The sequence below is a fragment of the Luteimonas viscosa genome (assembly GCF_008244685.1).
GTDB lineage: Bacteria > Pseudomonadota > Gammaproteobacteria > Xanthomonadales > Xanthomonadaceae > Luteimonas > Luteimonas viscosa.
On sequence record NZ_VTFT01000001.1, the window covers coordinates 1838137 to 1855947 of the forward strand.

At 70.0% G+C, this 17811-nt stretch carries 10 protein-coding genes; 5 read left to right on the forward strand and 5 right to left on the reverse strand.

The genetic code is table 11. The features are described from left to right. Positions 1 to 322: 322 nt before the first annotated feature. Positions 323 to 1240, reverse strand: coding sequence for a hypothetical protein (locus FZO89_RS08140; protein WP_149102782.1), 918 nt, complete (start codon positions 1238 to 1240; stop codon positions 323 to 325). 134 nt (positions 1241 to 1374) lie between these two features. Beyond that, a complete protein-coding gene (tfpB, locus tag FZO89_RS08145) occupies positions 1375 to 3186 on the reverse strand; it encodes a type IV pilus assembly ATPase TfpB (protein ID WP_425480434.1) in 1812 nt (603 codons plus the stop codon). 84 nt (positions 3187 to 3270) lie between these two features. Between tfpB and glyQ the strand changes: the two genes are divergently transcribed. The 5 genes from glyQ (at position 3271) to FZO89_RS08170 (ending at position 12837) form a co-directional block, all read left to right on the forward strand. After that, a complete protein-coding gene (gene glyQ, locus FZO89_RS08150; protein WP_149102784.1) occupies positions 3271 to 4179 on the forward strand; it encodes a glycine--tRNA ligase subunit alpha in 909 nt (302 codons plus the stop codon). Further along, on the forward strand, positions 4176 to 4829 hold the full coding sequence (locus FZO89_RS08155) for a glutathione S-transferase family protein (protein WP_149102785.1): 654 nt from the start codon (positions 4176 to 4178) through the stop codon (positions 4827 to 4829). The genes glyQ and FZO89_RS08155 overlap by 4 nt, the downstream gene beginning before the upstream one ends. Then, positions 4826 to 6958, forward strand: a complete 2133-nt coding sequence (glyS, locus tag FZO89_RS08160) for a glycine--tRNA ligase subunit beta (RefSeq protein ID WP_425480435.1) — start codon at positions 4826 to 4828, stop codon at positions 6956 to 6958. The genes FZO89_RS08155 and glyS overlap by 4 nt, the downstream gene beginning before the upstream one ends. A gap of 163 nt (positions 6959 to 7121) precedes the next feature. Beyond that, entirely contained in the window at positions 7122 to 8906 is a 1785-nt protein-coding gene (locus tag FZO89_RS08165; protein ID WP_149102786.1) for an autotransporter assembly complex protein TamA, read from the forward strand. A gap of 1 nt (position 8907) precedes the next feature. Continuing rightward, a complete protein-coding gene (locus FZO89_RS08170) occupies positions 8908 to 12837 on the forward strand; it encodes a translocation/assembly module TamB domain-containing protein (RefSeq protein ID WP_262378574.1) in 3930 nt (1309 codons plus the stop codon). Positions 12838 to 13123: 286 nt separating this feature from the next. Here FZO89_RS08170 and FZO89_RS08175 read toward each other — a convergent pair whose 3' ends face one another. The 3 genes from FZO89_RS08175 to FZO89_RS08185 all read right to left on the reverse strand — a co-directional run bounded on the left by FZO89_RS08175 (position 13124) and on the right by FZO89_RS08185 (position 17810). Then, on the reverse strand, positions 13124 to 13693 hold the full coding sequence (locus tag FZO89_RS08175) for a type 1 glutamine amidotransferase domain-containing protein (protein WP_149102787.1): 570 nt from the start codon (positions 13691 to 13693) through the stop codon (positions 13124 to 13126). A gap of 161 nt (positions 13694 to 13854) precedes the next feature. Then, positions 13855 to 16467: a TonB-dependent receptor plug domain-containing protein gene (locus FZO89_RS08180; RefSeq protein WP_262378575.1), complete on the reverse strand. Its 2613-nt coding sequence runs from the start codon at positions 16465 to 16467 to the stop codon at positions 13855 to 13857. A gap of 251 nt (positions 16468 to 16718) precedes the next feature. Next, a complete protein-coding gene (locus FZO89_RS08185; protein WP_149102788.1) occupies positions 16719 to 17810 on the reverse strand; it encodes a toxic anion resistance protein in 1092 nt (363 codons plus the stop codon). Between the last annotated feature and the right edge of the window lies 1 nt (position 17811).

Below are 17811 nucleotides of genomic sequence, written 5' to 3' on the forward strand. Positions count from 1 at the left end.
GGCCCGGCCGGTGTCCTCCCGCAGCGCGCAGCTTGACCGGCATGGCCGCTTGCCCTCACCCCGACCCTCTCCCGCAAGCGGGAGAGGGGGCAGGAACCCCACGGACCGCAAGGACCGCAAGGATGCTGTTGATTTCCTTCTCCCGCTTGCGGGAGAAGGTGCCGAAGGCGGATGAGGGCGCGCCAGCGGCGCGGCACCTCGCTTCGCCGCCTCCCTCCGTGCCCGCAGCCGCGGAAGCCGGATCACCAGGCCAGGGCCACGGCCTCTCGTCCCGCCAGGCCGCGCTTCGGGCAAGCCGGCCACGCGTCCCGATAATGCCAGCTCAGAGTTCGACCTGGTTGTCCGGCAGCGGCGGCGGCGCCACCGGCTCGGCGCAGATGTCGCGCCACATGTGGTACATCACGCCGAACATCACCACGTACATCAGCATGATCATGCCCAAGTAGACCGGCGCCACCAGCAGCATCGCCAGCACCGGGTGCACCAGGCCGCCGACCAGCGCCAGCAGTCCGCCGACCAGCGCCACCACCAGGATCAGCGCGAACAGCGCCACGATCGACAGCACCGCCATCACCACGATCGGCAGCAGGTTCTTGAGCGAACCGGCAAGACCGTCGCCGACCGCCGCCAGCACGCCGCGACCGCCGAGCGCGACCTGGCCGAACCCGATCGCGTAGGCGCCGCCGAGGAACAGACCGGCCAGCAACCCGAGCGCCATTACCATGCCCAGGCCGGAGGGCGGCGCGGGGATGTCGTCCGGCTGCACCGGCTTGCCACCCGATTCCATGCTCAGCTGCATCAGCTCCATGTACCACGCCGGCAGGCCTTCGCCGAAGGCGCCGACGATCGCGCCGAAGACCAGCAGGTAGAGCACCGTCATCAGCAGTCCGAAGCCGATCAGCCGCAGCGCCCCGCCACCCGCCTGGAACGCTCCGAAGACCGACATCGCACCCACCGGCCGGCCGTGTTCGGCGGCATCGATCACGCGCAACACGCCGCCGATCAGCAGCGGGAACACGATCATCGAAGCGAGCGTGGTCAGTCCCATCACGGTCAGCAGCGCATCCGGGCCGGCGCCGAACAGCGACGGCGCGGCCAACTGCACGACGCTCGGTATCAGCGCCACCAGCGCCACCAGCGCGATCGCGCCGATCACCGCCTTCGGGTTGTTGCGCCCGAGGTTGACCGCCCGTGCCAGCCACGACCAGCCGTATCCCGGTCCCATCGTCCGTGTCGACATGACTACCCGTTCCGAACTCGATGTGGCGCGCGCCACGACGGCGACATGCTACTGCATCGCCAAGCGTCGCCGAGCTCGCCGACGCCAGGAACCGCCCGGCGGCCCGTCGCGTCGTGCCCGGAATGCCGCCGCACTCATTCCTGCGGCGGCAGCACCGTCAGCACTTCCTCGACCGTGGTCACGCCCTGTGCCACCTTCTCCGCGCCGGCCATGCGCAGCGTACGCAGCCCCTCGCCAACGGCTGCGCGGGTGAACGCGGCCAGCTCCATGTCCGGGCGGATCAGCGCACGCAGCAGCGGTGTGACCGGCATGAGTTCGTAGATGCCGACGCGGCCCAGGTAGCCGGTGTTGCGGCATTCCAGGCAGCCCACCGGGCCGTTGACCGTGGTCGGCACCGGCGGCGCGTGCGGCCCGGGCAGCAGCGAATGCCAGGCCTCGGGGCTGAGCTTCTTCGGCGCCTTGCAGTGCGGGCACAGCGTACGCAGCAGGCGCTGGGCGAGGATGCCGTTGAGTGTGCTGGCGATGAGATAGTGCGGCAGGCCGAGGTCGAGCAGGCGGGTGATCGCGGACGGCGCGTCGTTGGTGTGCAGGGTCGAGAGCACCAGGTGGCCGGTGAGCGAGGCCTGCACCGCCATCTGCGCGGTGTCGAGGTCGCGGATCTCGCCGATCATGATGATGTCGGGGTCCTGTCGCAGCAGGGTGCGCACGCCCTGGGCGAAGGTCAGGTCGATCTGGTGGTGCACCTGCATCTGGTTGAGCTCGACCGCGATCATCTCGATCGGGTCCTCCACCGTGCACACGTTGACGTCGCTGGTGGCCAGTCGCTTGAGCGTGGAGTACAGGGTGGTGGTCTTGCCCGAGCCGGTGGGGCCGGTGACCAGGACGATGCCGTGCGGGCGGTTGGTGAGTTCGTGCCAGGTCTCGGCTTCGTCCTGGTCGAAGCCGAGCTGCTCGATGCTCTTGAACGCGGTATCCGGGTCGAAGATGCGCATCACGCACTTCTCGCCGAACGCGGTGGGCATGGTGGACAGGCGCATCTCCACCTCGCGCCCGCCGGGCGAGCGGGTCTTGATGCGCCCGTCCTGCGGGCGCCGGCGCTCGGCCAGGTCCATGCGCCCGAGCACCTTGATGCGGCTGACCACCGCGGTCATCACCGGCGGCGGCATTTCGAACACCTTGTGCAGCACGCCGTCGATGCGGAAGCGCACCCGGCCCACGTCGCGCCGCGGCTCGAGGTGGATGTCGGAGGCGCGCTGCTCGTAGGCGTACTGCAGCAGCCAGTCGACGATGTTGACGATGTGGTGGTCGTCGGCGTTGACGTCGCCGGCGCGGCCGAGTTCGACCAGCTGCTCGAAACTCGGCGCCTGCGACGACTTCTCGCCGCCACCGTCGGCCTGGGCGCCGCGCACCGAACGCGTGACGCCGTAGAACTCCATGGTGTAGCGGTGCAGGTCGAGCGGGTTGGCGACCACCATCTCGATCTCGCGCCGCAGCAGGCGCTGCACGTCCGCCAGCCAGTCCAGCGCCATCGGCTCGCTGGTGGCGATGCGGGCGCGGTCGGGCGTCACCTCGACCGGCAGGATGCGGTGGCGCCGCGCGTAGGCATGGGACACCAGCTCGGTGACCTCGGCGACCTTGATCTTGGTCGGATCGATGCGCAGGTAGGGTTTGCCGCTGGCCCGCGCCAGCCACTCGGTCAGCGTTTCCAGCCCCAGCTCGCTGCCCGGCCGCTGCGCCGAGGGCAGCTTGAGGTTGGCCAGCAGCACCAGCGGGTGCACCGCATCGAGCCCGCGCACGTGGCGCGCGCTGGCGCGGGCATGCTCGGCATCCTTCGGAGCGAGCATGCCGTCGGCGAGCAGCGCCGCGATCACCGCCTCCAGCGCCAGCTTGCCCGGAGGCAGGCGCGAGGTTGGCGGGACTGGGCGCGTGGCGAGCGGTTCGTTCAACATGGCTCCGTGCCGGAAAGCCCGGCCGCTGCGAGGTCCGCCGCTATACTAGCGCGCCCGCGAAAGCCCGGATCCGACGCCCCGATGACCGGCCCCACGTTCCAGGAACTGATCACCCGCCTCAACGCGTACTGGGCGGCGCAGGGCTGCGTGCTGATCCAGCCGCTGGACCTCGAGGTCGGCGCCGGCACCTTCCATCCCGCCACCTTCCTGCGCGCGCTCGGGCCCGAGCCATGGAACGCGGCCTACGTGCAGCCCTCGCGCCGCCCCACCGACGGCCGCTACGGCGAGAACCCCAACCGCCTGCAGCACTACTACCAGTACCAGGTGGCGATGAAGCCCAACCCGGACAACATCGTCGAGCTGTACTTCGGCTCGCTGAAGGAACTGGGCATCGACCCGCAGCTGCACGACCTGCGCCTGGTCGAGGACAACTGGGAATCGCCGACGCTCGGCGCCTGGGGCCTGGGCTGGGAGGTCTGGCTCAACGGCATGGAAGTCACCCAGTTCACCTATTTCCAGCAGGCTGGCGGGCTGGAATGCAAGCCGGTGCTGGGCGAGATCACCTACGGCCTCGAGCGGCTGTGCATGTACCTGCAGAACTGCGACAACGTCTACGACCTGGTGTGGACCGTCGGCCCGCAGGGCGCGGTGACCTACGGCGACGTGTTCCTGCAGAACGAGCGCGAGCAGAGCGCCTACAACTTCGAGCACGCCGACGTGGCCGAACTGTTCCACCGCTTCGATGCCTGCGAGGCCGAGGCGTTGAAGCTGGTCGAACTCGGGCTGCCGCTGCCCGCCTACGACCAGGTGTGCAAGGCCAGCCACAGCTTCAACCTGCTCGACGCGCGCCGCGCGATCTCCGTCACCGAACGCCAGCGCTACATCCTGCGCGTGCGCAAGCTGTCGCAGGCGGTGGCGCAGGCCTATTTCGAGCAGCGCGAGGCGCTCGGTTTCCCGGGCCTGAAGCAGCACGCGCAGGCCGCGACATGATCCTGATCGGCATGTACGACTCCTCGTACACGCGGCGCGTGGCGATCGCCATGTCGCTCTACGGCATCGCGTTCGAGCACCGCGCCTGGTCGGTCGGCCGCGACTTCGACCGCATCCGTGAATACAACCCGCTAGGTCGCGCGCCCACGCTGGTGCTCGACGACGGCGAAGTGCTGACCGAGTCGGCGATGATGCTGGACTACCTGGACGACCGGGTCGGGCCGGCGCAGGCGCTGATGCCGGCCACCGGCCGCCCGCGTCGCGACGCGCAGCGGCTGATCGCGCTGGCCACCGGCGCGATCGACAAGGCGATCCTGATCGCGCTCGAGCGCATCTTCCGCCCCGAGGAGATGCACAGCGCCGCCTGGCTGTCGCGCTGCCGTACCCAGGTGGAAGGTGCGCTGGGGGAACTCGAGAAAGCCTGCGCGGCACGCGTCGACCATCCCTGGCTGGTCGGCGAGGCCATGACCCACGCCGACGTGGCGGTGGCCTGTTACGCCACCCACGTGCGCGAGGCGATTCCGCTCGACCTCGCGCCATGGCCGGCGTTGCGCGCGCACGTGGAGCGCTGCGAGGCGCTGCCGGTGTTCCGCGACCATTACCTCCCGTTCGACGCTCCCGTCCCGACATCGCAGGCCACCACCGCATGACCACCGCGCAGATGGCAACGCTGCTGATCGAACTGGGCACCGAGGAACTGCCGGTCAAGGCACTGCCGGGCCTGGCGCAGGCGCTGTTCGACGGCGTGCTCTCGGCGCTGGAAAAGCGTGGCGTGGCGGTCGAGCGTGGCGCGGCGAAGCCGCTGTACACGCCGCGGCGGCTCGCGGTGCTGCTGCCGGGCGTGGCGGTCGAGCAGCCGCAACAGGCCTCGGAGGTCTTCGGCCCTTACGTGAACATCGCGCTCGACGGCGACGGCCAGCCGACGAAGGCACTGCTGGGCTTCGCGGCGAAGGCCGGCGTCGAGTGGACCGCACTCGAACGCGCCACCGATGCCAAGGGCGAGCGCTTCGTGCATCGCGCGGTGACCTCCGGCGCGCAGACCGCCGCGTTGCTGCCGGAGATCCTGCGCGAGGCGATCGCCGGCATGCCGATCCCCAAGCCGATGCGCTGGGGCGGCCACGATTTCGCCTTCGCGCGGCCGGTGCACTGGCTGGTGATGCTGCTGGGCAAGGACGTGGTCGACGGCGAGGCGTTCGGCATCCGTGCCGACCGCTTCAGCCGCGGTCACCGCTTCCTGCACGACAGACAGGTCTGGATCTCCACGCCGGACGACTACGTCGAGGCGCTGCGCGGGGCGAAGGTGCTGGTGGACGCGCAGGAGCGGCGCGCGCGCATCGTCGCCGAAGTGGAGGCGGCGGCGAAGGCGGCCGGTGGTTCCGCGCGCATCGACGCCGACAACCTGCAGCAGGTGGTGTGCCTGGTGGAGTGGCCGAAAGCGGTGTCCTGCGCGTTCGAGGAGGAATTCCTCGCGGTGCCGCAGGAAGCGCTGGTGGCGACCATGGAAGCCAACCAGAAGTTCTTCCCGGTGCTCGACGACGCCGGCCGGCTGACCTCGCGCTTCATCGGCATCGCCAACATCGAACCGAAGGACGATTCGGAGATCCGCAAGGGCTACGAGCGCGTGATCCGCCCGCGCTTCGCCGATGCGAAGTTCTTCTTCGTCGAGGACATGAAGCAGGGCCTGGATTCGATGAACGCGGGCCTGGCGAGCGTGACCTACCAGGCGAAGCTGGGCACGGTGGCCGACAAGGTCGCGCGCGTGGCGGCGCTGGCGGAAGCCATCGCGCCCCAGGTCGGCGTGAACGCGGCGCTGGCCCGGCGCGCGGCGCTGCTGTCGAAGGCCGACCTGCAGTCGCGGCTGGTCAACGAGTTCCCCGAACTGCAGGGCATCGCCGGACGCCACTACGCGATGCAGGATGCCTCACTGTCCGACCTGTCGCACGAGGACCGCGTGGCCGTGGCCAACGCCCTCGACGAGGCCTGGCAACCGCGCTTCGCCGCCGACGACATCGCGCTCTCTGCGCTGGGCAAGGTGCTGGCGATCGCGGAGCGGCTCGATACGCTGGCGGGCGGTTTCGCCGCGGGACTGAAGCCGACGGGCAACAAGGATCCGTTCGCGTTGCGGCGCAATGCGCTGGGGTTGGCGCGGACGGTGATCGAGAGTGGGCTCGAACTCGACATCGTGCAACTGATCGACCGGGCCGTCGATCACTTGCCCGAGTCAGCAAAGTCAGAGCCTGCTTCCGGCACGGAGAGAATGGCGCCGACCCTCTACATTTACGACTTCATTCTCGACCGGCTGAAAGGTTATTACGCCGAAAAGGGCGTGCCCGTGCAGCAGTTCAATGCCGTCGCTCAGCTGGAGCCAAGATCGCTCTACGACCTGGACCGCCGCATCGACGCCATCGGCATCTTCGCCCAGCTGCCCGAGGCCGAGGCGCTGGCGGCGGCCAACAAGCGCATCCTCAACATCCTGCGCAAGGCGGACGAGGAGATCCCTGCGATCGAGGACAAGGCGCTGCTTCAGGAGCCCGCCGAACTCGCGCTGGCCGAGGCGGTGGAAGCCGTGTACGCCGAGACCGGCCATGCGCTGGCGAAGGGCGACTACGTCGACGCGCTCGCCCACCTGGCGCGGCTGCGGCCGCGGGTCGACGCATTCTTCGACGCGGTGATGGTCAATGTCGAGGACGCGGCCCTGCGCAGCAACCGCCTCGCCCTGCTCAAGCGCCTCGCCGACCGCCTCGGCAGCGTCGCCGCGATCGAGCACCTGTCCGCCTGAGCCGACGCGGGCGGGAGGGCCGCGCAGGTCCGTAGATCGAAGGCTCCCTCCTGTCAAGACGCGACACGCACCGGCGCACCGGCCAATGCGTGCAATGCCTGGACAGTCGCAGCGACGACCCTCGTTAATCGGACCTTGACCGTGGCTCCGGTATCCTCCGGCGATGCGCCTCCCCCACCGCATCCTCGCCATCGCCGCGCTGTGTCTGTTCGCGGCCGGAACGGCACGGGCGGTCGAGGTCGGCACGGTGGAGATCCTCGGCCTGGACGAGGAGATGACGCAGAACGTGCGCGTCTCGCTGTCGCTGGTGGAGGCGGCGGGCCAGGACCTCAGCGGCCGCCGCATGGCCTACTTGGTGCGCGAGGTGGAGGACGAAACGCGCGAAGCGCTGGAACCGTTCGGCTTCTATTCGCCCACGATCGAGGTCGAGCGCAGCCGCGCCAACGGCAGCGTCTCGGTGACGGTCCGGGTCGATCCTGGCGAGCCCGTGCGGGTGCGCAACTCGGACATCGCGATCCTCGGCGAGGGCGGAAGCGACCGCTACCTGCAGGCCGATGTCGACGAGTTCATCCCCTCGCCCGGCGCGATCTTCAACCATGCCGACTACGAGGCCAGCAAGATCCGCATCAGCCGCCGCCTGACCGAGCGCGGCTACTTCGACGCCGACTTCTCCTCGCGCCGGGTCGAGGTGACGCGCGCCGAACAGGCCGCGGACATCGAGCTGGTCTGGACCAGCGGCGACCGCTACGACATGGGCCCGACCATCTTCGAACAGGAACGCACCATCGTCGGCGACGACCTGCTGGAGAATCTGGTCTACTGGGAAGAAGGCGAGTACTACCACCAGGGCCGCCTCGACCGGCTGCGCACCTCGCTCACCCGGCTCGACTACTTCGGCAACATCGAGATCACGCCCGATCCCGCCAACGCGGTCGACAAGCGGGTCCCGGTGACGGTCAGGCTCACCCCGGCCAAGCGCAGCATTTATACCGCCGGCCTGAGCTACGGCACCGACAGCGGCGCGGGCGTGCGCCTGGGCGTGGAACGACGCTACGTCAACCTGCGCGGCCACAAGGCGCTGGCGCAGCTGGACTACGCGCAGAAGCGAAAGACGCTCACGCTGCAGTACCGCATCCCGGCCTTCGCCTGGCGCGACGGCTGGTACACCTTCAGCGCGCAGGCCTACGACGAGCAGACCGACTACATCGACACCCGCCGGGTCGAGTTCGTCGCCAGCCGCAGCGGCCAGTTCAACCGCTACCTGAACCTCGTCGCCTCGGTGCACGCGCTGCGCGAGCGCTGGCTGTACGCGGAGGTCGGCAGGGACGGCCTGCAGGAGGCGCCGGACTACCGCTATGCCACGTTCACGTTCCCGTCGCTGCGCGCCGAGTACGTCAACGTCGACGACCGGGTCTTCCCGCGCAGTGGCGTCGGCGGCTCGCTGACCCTGCGCAGCGGCGTGGAAGGCGCCGGCTCCGACGCCAATTTCGCGCAGTTGCATGCCCGCGCATCGACCTTCAAGGGCATCGGAGAGAACAGCCGCCTGATCATCCGCGGCGAGGCGGGATACACCTGGACCGATGCGCTGGTGGACCTGCCGCCGAGCCTGCGCTTCTACGCGGGCGGCGATCGCAGCATCCGTGGCTACGAATGGCGCGAGGTCGGCCCGCGCATCGACACCGACGAGGGCCGCTACGCGATCGGCGCGAAGAACGTGGTGACCGCGAGCATCGAGTTCGAACACTATTTCCTCGGTCCCTGGGGAGCGGCGGTGTTCGTCGACGGGGGCAGCGCGTTCGACGGCACCTCGCCGGACTGGCACACCGGCGTCGGCATCGGCGCTCGCTGGCGCTCGCCTGTGGGGCCGCTGAAGATCGACCTCGCGCGCGGCCTCGACCAGCCCGACTCGCCGTTCACCGTCGGCCTCAGCATCGGCGCGGAGTTCTGACGTGGCCTTCCGCCGCAGGCCACGACTGCCCGACGACATGCCGCCCGAGGAACGCGAGGCGCGCATCGCCGAGTTGCGCGAACGCCGGCGCAGGCGCATGCGCGTGCTGGCGATCCGCAGCGCGATCGGGACGGGCGCGCTGGTGCTGCTCGTCGCGGCCCTGCTGTACTGGCTGCTGTCGACGTTCGGCGGTCGCGATTTCCTGCTCGCGCGCATCGCCGCCGCCCTGCCCGAAGGGACCGAGCTGACCTGGTCGCGCGCGGAAGGTCCGGCGTCCGGCCCGCTGGTGATGCACGACGTGCGCTACGTGCAGCGCAGCTGCCCCGATGTCGATGGCGAAGCCGTGGCCTACGGCCGGTGCGCCGTTCCTTCGGTCCTGACCTTCACCGCCAGGCGCGTGGTGCTCGATCCCGAAATCACGCCGCTGATCGGCAAGCGCCTGCGCCTGGACGCGCTGGACGTCGAAGCCGCCACCCTCGACCTGCCGCGCAGCGACGAGCCTTTCGAGATGCCGACCTGGCCGGAGGTGCTGCCGCGGATCGAGCTGCCGCTGTCGCTCGAATCGGACGCGATCCGGGTCGACGGGCTGCGCGTGAGCAGCGCCGGCGCGCCGGTGATCGACATCGCCACGATCCGCGGCGGGCTCGATGCGCGCCCGGGCGAACTGATGGTGCGCGAACTGGTCGTCGACAGCGATCGCGGCCGCTTCACCGTCGATGGCGACTACGCACCCGACGACCACTACCGCACCGATCTCACCGCCAGTGCCCTGCTGCCGGCGCCGTTCCCGCGCCCGCGGCCGCGCATCGGCCTGGTCGCGCGCGGCGATCTCGATGCGATGGACGTGGCCGTCGTCGGTCACGTGCCCGACCCGCTGCGCGCCAACCTCACCCTGCGCGGCAAGCGCTGGACGCTGCGCGCGGACTCGGATGCGCTCGACCCCGGCCTGCTCTCGGGCGCCGGCGAGCCGGGCACGCCGATCGCATTCTCGCTTTCCGTCGACGGCAACGGTGGTGCCGCCGACCTCGAGGGCGAGTTCACCCAGGGCACGCTGCACGCGGTGCTGCAGCCCTCGAAGCTGAGGCTCGAAGACCAGGTGCTGGACCTGCAGCCGCTGGTGGTCGACATCTTCGAGGGGCGCATCACCGCCAATGGCCATGGCGATTTCCGCGAACCGCGCGCGGCCAGCTTCAAGCTCGCGGTCAATGCGCGCGACCTGCGCTTCGGTGGCGCTCCCGGCACCGCGGACCCCGAGCCGGCCACGCCTGCGCCGGTGATCGGCGTCGATGCCGACTTCGGCATCGCCGGCCGCAGCGACGACTGGACCGCCACCGGCCAGGCGACGATCGCGCGTGATGCGCTCGATGCGACCGTCGATTTCACCGGCCGAGGCGACCTGGAGCAGATCGCGGTCGAAACCCTGCGCGCCAGCATGCCGACCGGCACGCTCGATGCCGCCGGGGAAGTTGCCTGGGCACCGGCGCTGGGCTGGGACATGGAGGCGGTGCTGGCCGGCTTCGATCCCGGCTATTTCGCCCCGGGCTGGGACGGCGCGGTCGACGGCAGGCTCGAAAGCACCGGCGTCACCCGCGACGACGGTGGCCTCGATGTCGCGGTCGAGGCGCGCGAACTGGGCGGCACGCTGCGCCGCCGTCGCCTCGGCGGCAACGCGATGTTCGCGATGCAGGGCCCGGCGACCGGCCGGACCCGCACCGACTACGAAGGCGAGGCCGCGCTGACGCTCGGCGACAGTCGCGTCGATGCGAGCGGGTTCCTGCGCGACACGCTCGAACTCGATGCGCGTTTCGCTCCGCTCGATCTCGCCGACCTGCTTCCCGACGCCGCCGGCACCCTGCGCGGCGCCGTGCGGGCGCGCGGACCGCGCAACGCACCGGACATCGAGGCGGACCTCACCGGCAACGGCCTGCGCTGGGGCGGTTACGCCTCCACCACGCTGCGCGCGCAGGGGCGGATGCCGTGGTCGGGCGGGAACGGCGCGCTGGTGGTGGACGGCAGCGGCGTCGAGGCCGGCATCGCGCTCGACACGGTGCGCATCGAGGCGAGTGGCGCGGTCGAGGACCTGCGGCTCGATGCGCGGGCGCGCAGCGAGGCGCTCGGATCGCTCGCACTGCAGGGCAGCGCGCGCCGCCGCGGCGCGAACTGGAGCGGCGAACTGACGACCCTGCAACTGGAGCCGACGCGTGGCGCGAGCTGGCGACTCCAGGCGCCTGCCCGCTACGCGCAGGACGGCGGCAACTGGACGCTCTCGCGCAGCTGTTTCGGCGCGTCCGACGGCGGCTCGCTGTGCGCCCAGGCCGACTGGCCGCGACGCGGGGTCAGCTTCGCGGGCACGCAACTGCCGCTGGCGCTCGCCACGCCCTACCTGCCCGAGCGCGAGGGCGGCCGCCCCTGGCTGCTGCGCGGCGAGATCGCTCTCGATGGCCAGCTGCGACCGGCCGGCGGCGCCTGGCAGGGCAACCTCGCCGTGCGCTCGGCCGAGGGCGGGTTGCGCAACAGCGAACGCGCGCGTCGCGACCTGCTGCAATACCGCAACCTGCGGCTCGATGCCGACTTCACGCCGGCGCGCATCGAGGCCTCGCTGGCCACCGTGCTCAACGAGGACGGCCAGGTCCGCGCGCGCATCGCCACCGGCTGGGACGCGACCTCCCCGCTGTCGGGCGAGATCGTCGCCGACACGGACGAACTGACCTGGCTGGAACTGTTCTCGCAGGACATCGTCGAGCCCACCGGGCGTCTCGAAGCCAATATCGACCTCGCCGGTACGCGCGCGCAGCCGGTGCTGGGCGGGCAGGCGCGGCTGAGCGCATTCAGTACCGAAGTGCCTTCGCTCGGCATCGTGCTCGAGCAGGGTGACGTGCGCCTGCTGGCGCAGCCCGACGGCAGTGCGCGCATCACCGGCAGCGTGCGTTCCGGCGATGGTCTGCTCGCGATCGAAGGCGGGCTCAACTGGCGCGACACCTCGGCGCCGCTGCTGCTCGAACTCACCGGCGAGGACGTGCTGCTTTCGGACACCCGCGACCTGCGCATCGTCGCCGATCCCGACATCGAACTGCGCTATGCCGCCGCGCAGCCGCTGTCGGTGTCCGGCACGGTCACGGTCACCAGCGCGATGCTGGAACTGGAGCGGCTCGACCAGGGCGCGTCGATCTCGCCCGACGTGGTGGTGCTCGATCCGGTGGACCCGGAAGCCACAGGCGCCTCGCCGTTGCTGCTCGACCTGACCCTGGCGATGGGCGACGACGTGCGGCTGCGCGGCTTCGGCCTCGATGGCACACTCGGCGGCAGCATGCGCGTGCGCGCGCAGCCCGGGCGCGAGATGACCGGCAGCGGTACGCTCGAAGTCGGTGGGCGCTACAGCGCCTACGGCCAGAAGCTGGAGGTCACCCGCGGGCGGCTGAGCTTCAACGGACCGGTATCGGACCCCCTGCTCGACATCCGCGCAGAACGCGAGATCGAGGCGCAGGACATCACCGCCGGCATCAACGTCACCGGGCGGGCCTCGGCGCCGCAGGTGCAGGTCTGGACCGACCCGGCCACCGACGAATCGCAGGCGCTGTCCTACCTCGCGCTGGGTCGCCCGCTGTCAAACCTGTCGAGCAACGAGGGCCGCCAGCTGGATGCGGCTTCCGCCGCGCTCACCGCCGGCGGCAGCATGCTGGCCGGGCAGCTCGGCTCGAGGCTGGGACTCGACAATGCCGGCGTGTCGGAATCGCGCGCGCTCGGTGGCAGCGTGCTCGGTATCGGCAAGCAGCTCTCGCCGCGGCTGTACGTCGGCTTCGGCGTCTCGCTGCTCGGCACCGGGCAGGTGCTCACCCTGAAGTACCTGCTGCGCAAGGGTTTCGACGTCGAGATCGAATCGAGCACGCTGGAGACGCGCGGCTCGGTCAACTACCGGCACGAGCGCGACTGAGCGCAGCGACGCGCAAGGCATGCCTTGCGGTCGTGCGAGCGCGACCTGCCCGTTGTCCGGGACGTCGAATCATGCTCCCCCCGTGGCGGGGCGCCATCCACGCAACCCCGGACGACGGCAGCCCGGACGCTATGCATTCGTACCCGGCGCAGCCGACTCGCGATCCAAGTCCACGCTGGCCGACGTCGCTACCAGGCGATATGCGCAGCAAACGGCAGCCGCGCAAGCGGCCGCCGTTCGTTCGGCGAATCAGGCAGGCGCCGCCGCACGGCGCCACCCTGCGGGTTCAGGCGGCGGAGCGCTGCTGTCCGCGGTGCTTGCCCTCGTCGATCTCCTCGATGAGCTTGGCGCAGAACGCCGGCAGGTCGTCGGGGGTGCGGCTGGTGACCAGCCCCTGGTCGACCACCACTTCCTCGTCCGTCCACTTCGCGCCGGCGTTCTCGAGATCCTTGCGGATGTTGGGGACCGAGGTGACGGTGCGACCCTCGAGCACGCCGGCATTGGCCAGCACCCAGGGCCCGTGGCAGATCGCGGCCACCGGCTTGCCGGCCTTGAAGAACTCGCGGGTGAAGGCGAGCGCCTTTTCGTCGATGCGCAGCGTATCGGGATTGAACAGTCCGCCCGGGATCACCAGCGCGTCGTACCGACCGGCCTCGGCGTCGGACAGCTTCACGTCCACCGCGACCTGTTCGCCCTTCTCGAAGTGCTTGAACCCCTGCACCTTCCCGGCCTCGGGCGAGACGACGTCGACGGTCGCGTCGTGCTCCTTCAGCGCGCGCATCGGTTCGAGCAGTTCGGACTGTTCGAAACCATCGGCGGCGAGGATGGCGACGCGCTTTCCGGTGAGATGACTCATGTTCGTGCTCCGTTGGGGGATGGAACCCGAAAGGCTAGTCGCCAGGGCGCTCACGCGACGCGAAGGAAGCGTGCACGACAGGTCAACGCGCCGGCGCGGATCGCGGATGCGCGCGGCGGCCGCTGGAACGCGGACCGCCGCCGCACCCGCGTGCTGCCGTGTCAGAACCTCCAGCCCACGCGCGCGTAGTAGAAGCCGCCGTTGAATCCGTAGGGCGAATGCACCGGATAGGCCGCGCCGGCGATTCCGCCCCAGGGGTTGTCGTCCGGGGTCTCGTCGAACAGGTTCTGCGCGCCGACGTTCAGGTACACGCCGTTGGCGAACTTCCAGCCGACCTCGGCATCGACGATCACGGCGCTGTCCCCGTCGATCGGCAGCCCGCCGTCCTCGGCGCTGATCACGCCGCTGTCGAGGTGGTCCTCGAACCAGGCGCCGTAGTAGCTCAGACGCAGGTTGGCGTGGAACACCTCGCGCTGGTGCAGCACGCTGAAGTAGCCCTTGGTGGTGGGCAGCGATTCCTCGATCTTGTACACCCGCGCCTCGTCGATGAAGTCCGGGTTGTAGCGGTCGACCTCTGTGCGGTTCCAGTTGGCGGCCAGGGAGAAGGTCGTGGCCGCGCCGAACAGTTCGCTCTGGTAGCTGGTCACCACGTCCAGGCCGGTGGTGGTGGTGTCGAAGGCGTTGCCGAAGTAGGTCACCTCGCTCAGCGAGGCGGCTTCGGGCGCGCCCGATTCCACCAGCTGCTCGCGCTCCTCGTCGGTGAGGGCGAAGTAGCGGCTCAGCGCGATCCGGTCCTCGGTGCGGATGCGGTAGGCGTCGGCGGTGAACAGCCAGGGCCCGCTGTCGAAGACCAGGCCCAGGGAGAGGTTGGTCGATTCCTCCGGCGCCAGCGGTTGCGCGCCCTTGAGCTGGGCGATGATGTTGGTCGGCGGCAGGGTGGCGACGTCGCGCAGCTCGGTGCCGACGAAGGCGGTGGTGATCTGGCTGACGTTGGCCTGGCCCGGCGTGGGCGCGCGGAAGCCGGTGCTGGCCGCGGCACGCAGGGCGAACACGTCGCTGACGTCGTAGCGCGCGGTGAGCTTGCCGTTGGTGGTGGTGCCGAAATCGTCGAAGTCCTCGTAGCGCAGCGCCGCGGCAAGCAGGAAGCGGTCGGTGAGCATCGCCTCGAGGTCGACATAGGCGGCCCAGTTGCTGCGGCTCCAGGTGCCGGCGGTGCGCGGACTGAAACCGTTGAAGCCGTTGGAACCGATCGCGAAGCCCTGCTCGGTCAGCGGGCCGATGGCGGTCGAAGGCGCGTCGCCGGCGCGGGTCTCGAACTCCTCCTCGCGCCACTCCAGGCCGGCGGCCAGCCGCAACGGCTCGCTGGTGAAGCCGGTAGCGATGTCCTTGCCGATGTCGAAGTTGAGGCCGGTTTCGGTCTGGACGTTGCCGCCGGGACGGAAGAAGTAGCCGGCGGGCTGGTCCGGGCCGAGCGAGGCGTTGACCGAGTTGTAGATGTAGAAGTCGATCTCGTTCCTGCCATAGGTCGCGCTCACGTCCCACGACCAGCCATCGCCCCACATGCCGCGCAGCCCACCCACCACCGACATGTCCTCGAGTTCACCGCCGAAGCGCGGGGTGAAGCCGCCGGGGAACAGCGACAGGAACGAGAAACAGTCGCCCGGCAAGGCCCCCACCGCCGCGCTCACTGCGGTGTACGGCACCAGGTTGCCGTCGGGATCGCGCAGGGCGATGGTCGGGCAGGTCGCGCCGCTCGGCGATCCGACCAGCAGCGTCTGCCCGCCGTCGTTGGTGTAGACGCCGGAGCGGCCGGTCGGGCTGCGGTAGTAGAAGCCACCATCGATCTCGCGCTGCGCGTAGTTGCCGAACAGGTAGGCCTCGACGCTCTCGCCGGTGATCCCGAGGTTGGCGACGAACTTGGCGTCCTCCTTGACCTCGGGCGAGCCCCAGATCTGCGCCGGCACCGGCACGCCCGGGTAGCCCGCGGCGATCGCCTCGGCCGCATCGTCGCGCTGCACGCTGCGCGAGGTGGGATCGGCCTGGCGCCATTCCGCGGTGAGCGTGGCGAAGCCGCTGGCCGTCAGCGGCAGGCCGATCTGCGCGCTGTAGACCTGCGAGAAGCCGTCGCCCTCGTAGTACTCGCCGGCGAACGCCTCCACCGCACCGCCCTCGTCGAGACGCTTGAGGCTGAAATTGAGCACGCCGGCGATCGCGTCGGATCCGTACTGCGCCGCCGCGCCATCGCGCAGCACCTCGACCTGCTCCAGCGCCAGCGGGGGGAAGACCGAGATGTCCGGCCCCTGCGAGCCATCGGAAAGGCCGTGCCCGAGGAAGGTGATCACCGCCGAGCGGTGGAAGCGCTTGCCGTTGACCAGCACCAGGGTGTTGTCGGGCGGCAGGCCGCGCAGGTTGGCCGGACGCACCAGGCTTGCGGCATCGTCGATCGGAATGGTGCTGACGTTGAACGAGGGCACCACCACGCGCAGCTGGTCGAGCGCGTCGGTCGCGCCCTGGTTGCGGAATTCCTCGCCGCCGATGATGTCGATCGGCACGGCCGAGGACGAGACCGTGCGCGGCTTGTTGCGCGAGCCCAGCACCGAGACGGTGTCGAGCGTGGTCGCTTCGGATCCGGCGGCGCCCTCGTCCGGCGGCGGCGGAGTCTGCGCCAGGGCGGTGCCGCCGGCGGCCAGGGTGGCGAGAACCAGGGCCGACCGGACTGCGGCGGCGAGAACGGTGGTCGGAATACGCGGCTTGCACTCTCCTGCGAGCATCATGGGCAGTGTCCTTGAGCGTGTGTGGCGTCCCTGCCCCCCCGACCGGGACGGGAGGCCACGACGGCCTCCGGCTCAAGCATTAACGAGATTGCAACATTCCGATGCGGTGGGCATCACGCTTCCACCGGACGCTCCGGGTCCATATCGTCTGGTTCTCTGTCTGCCCCTGGCCTGGCTGCTGAAATGGGCGGCCACTGCGACGGCCAATCAGGAGGGTGTGCCGTGCGGTCAGGCCGGCGCTAGGCGCCCGCCTACGCCGGACCCGCCAGCCGCTTCTGCACGTCCTCGCGCAACTGCGCCAGCTCCACCTCGGCCTGCCGGCGCTGCTGCATGCCCTCGCGGTGGATGTTGCGGACTTCCTCGACCGTCTGGATCAGCTGCTCGTGCACGTGCCGCAGGGTCGCGACGTCAATCACCGCGCGCTGGTTGGCCTTGGCGGTCTCGACCGACGTCTGCCGCATCAGGTCCGCGTTCCTGCGCATGATCTCGTTGGTGGCATCGTCGATGGCGTTGGACAGTTCCACCGCGTTCTTCTGTTCGTCGAGCGAGAGCTGGATCGCGAACTGGCGCTTCCACGACGGGATGGTGATGTTGCGCACCGCGTTGAACTTCTCGATCAGCTGGATCGCATTGGCCTGGATGATGCGGATCATCGGCAGCGACTGGTCGGCCGCGTGCTGCATCACGGCCAGGTCGCCGACGCGCTTGTCGAGCAGGCGGATCGCGTTCTCGATCTCGGCGCGGCGGGTGCGCGAATCGGGATCCTCGAGGCCGGCGAGCTTCTGCTGCTCCTCCACCAGTTCCGCCAGCCGCAACTTGCCGGCGGCGACGTGCAGCCCGAGCGCACGGCGTTCGTCGAGGACGATGTCGTACATGCGGTCGAACTCGCCCACGCGCTGGCCCTGCGTGCCCTGCTGGCGGGCGACGTCCTGTAGCAGCTGCTCGATCTGCCGGTTGGTGTCGCTGAACTTCTGCACCAGCCCGCCCTTGGACACGCGCAGCCGGTCGATCAGTCCGCCGATCACCGGCAGCTTCGACTTGCCGGCGAAGCTGTCGAGGTTGAGCGAACGCGCGATCCGCACCACTTCACCGAGCTTGTCGCCGGCCGCGTCGAGGTCGCGGTTGCGCACCTGGTCGAGCAACTGGCTGGAGAACGCCGAGGTCTTGCTGGCGGCGTCGCGGCCGAAGACGTGCAGGTTGCCCGGGGTGATGTCCTGCAGCGACTTGCCGATCTCGGCGATCGCGCCGCGGTCGGCTTCGACCAGGCCCAGGCCCTTGAGCGTGGATTCGTCGAGCACGGCGGAGGCGGGCACGAGGGCGCCGGCGGAGGGATCCTGGTTCATG

What these genes read in the sequence shown, in the direction of transcription:
- FZO89_RS08140 (WP_149102782.1), bottom strand. Translation starts at nt 1,240, where the DNA reads ATGTCGACACGGACGATGGGACCGGGATACGGCTGGTCGTGGCTGGCA.
- glyQ (WP_149102784.1), top strand. Translation starts at nt 3,271, where the DNA reads ATGACCGGCCCCACGTTCCAGGAACTGATCACCCGCCTCAACGCGTAC.
- FZO89_RS08155 (WP_149102785.1), top strand. Translation starts at nt 4,176, where the DNA reads ATGATCCTGATCGGCATGTACGACTCCTCGTACACGCGGCGCGTGGCG.
- glyS (WP_425480435.1), top strand. Translation starts at nt 4,826, where the DNA reads ATGACCACCGCGCAGATGGCAACGCTGCTGATCGAACTGGGCACCGAG.
- FZO89_RS08165 (WP_149102786.1), top strand. Translation starts at nt 7,122, where the DNA reads ATGCGCCTCCCCCACCGCATCCTCGCCATCGCCGCGCTGTGTCTGTTC.
- FZO89_RS08175 (WP_149102787.1), bottom strand. Translation starts at nt 13,693, where the DNA reads ATGAGTCATCTCACCGGAAAGCGCGTCGCCATCCTCGCCGCCGATGGT.
- FZO89_RS08180 (WP_262378575.1), bottom strand. Translation starts at nt 16,467, where the DNA reads ATGATGCTCGCAGGAGAGTGCAAGCCGCGTATTCCGACCACCGTTCTC.
- FZO89_RS08185 (WP_149102788.1), bottom strand. Translation starts at nt 17,810, where the DNA reads ATGAACCAGGATCCCTCCGCCGGCGCCCTCGTGCCCGCCTCCGCCGTG.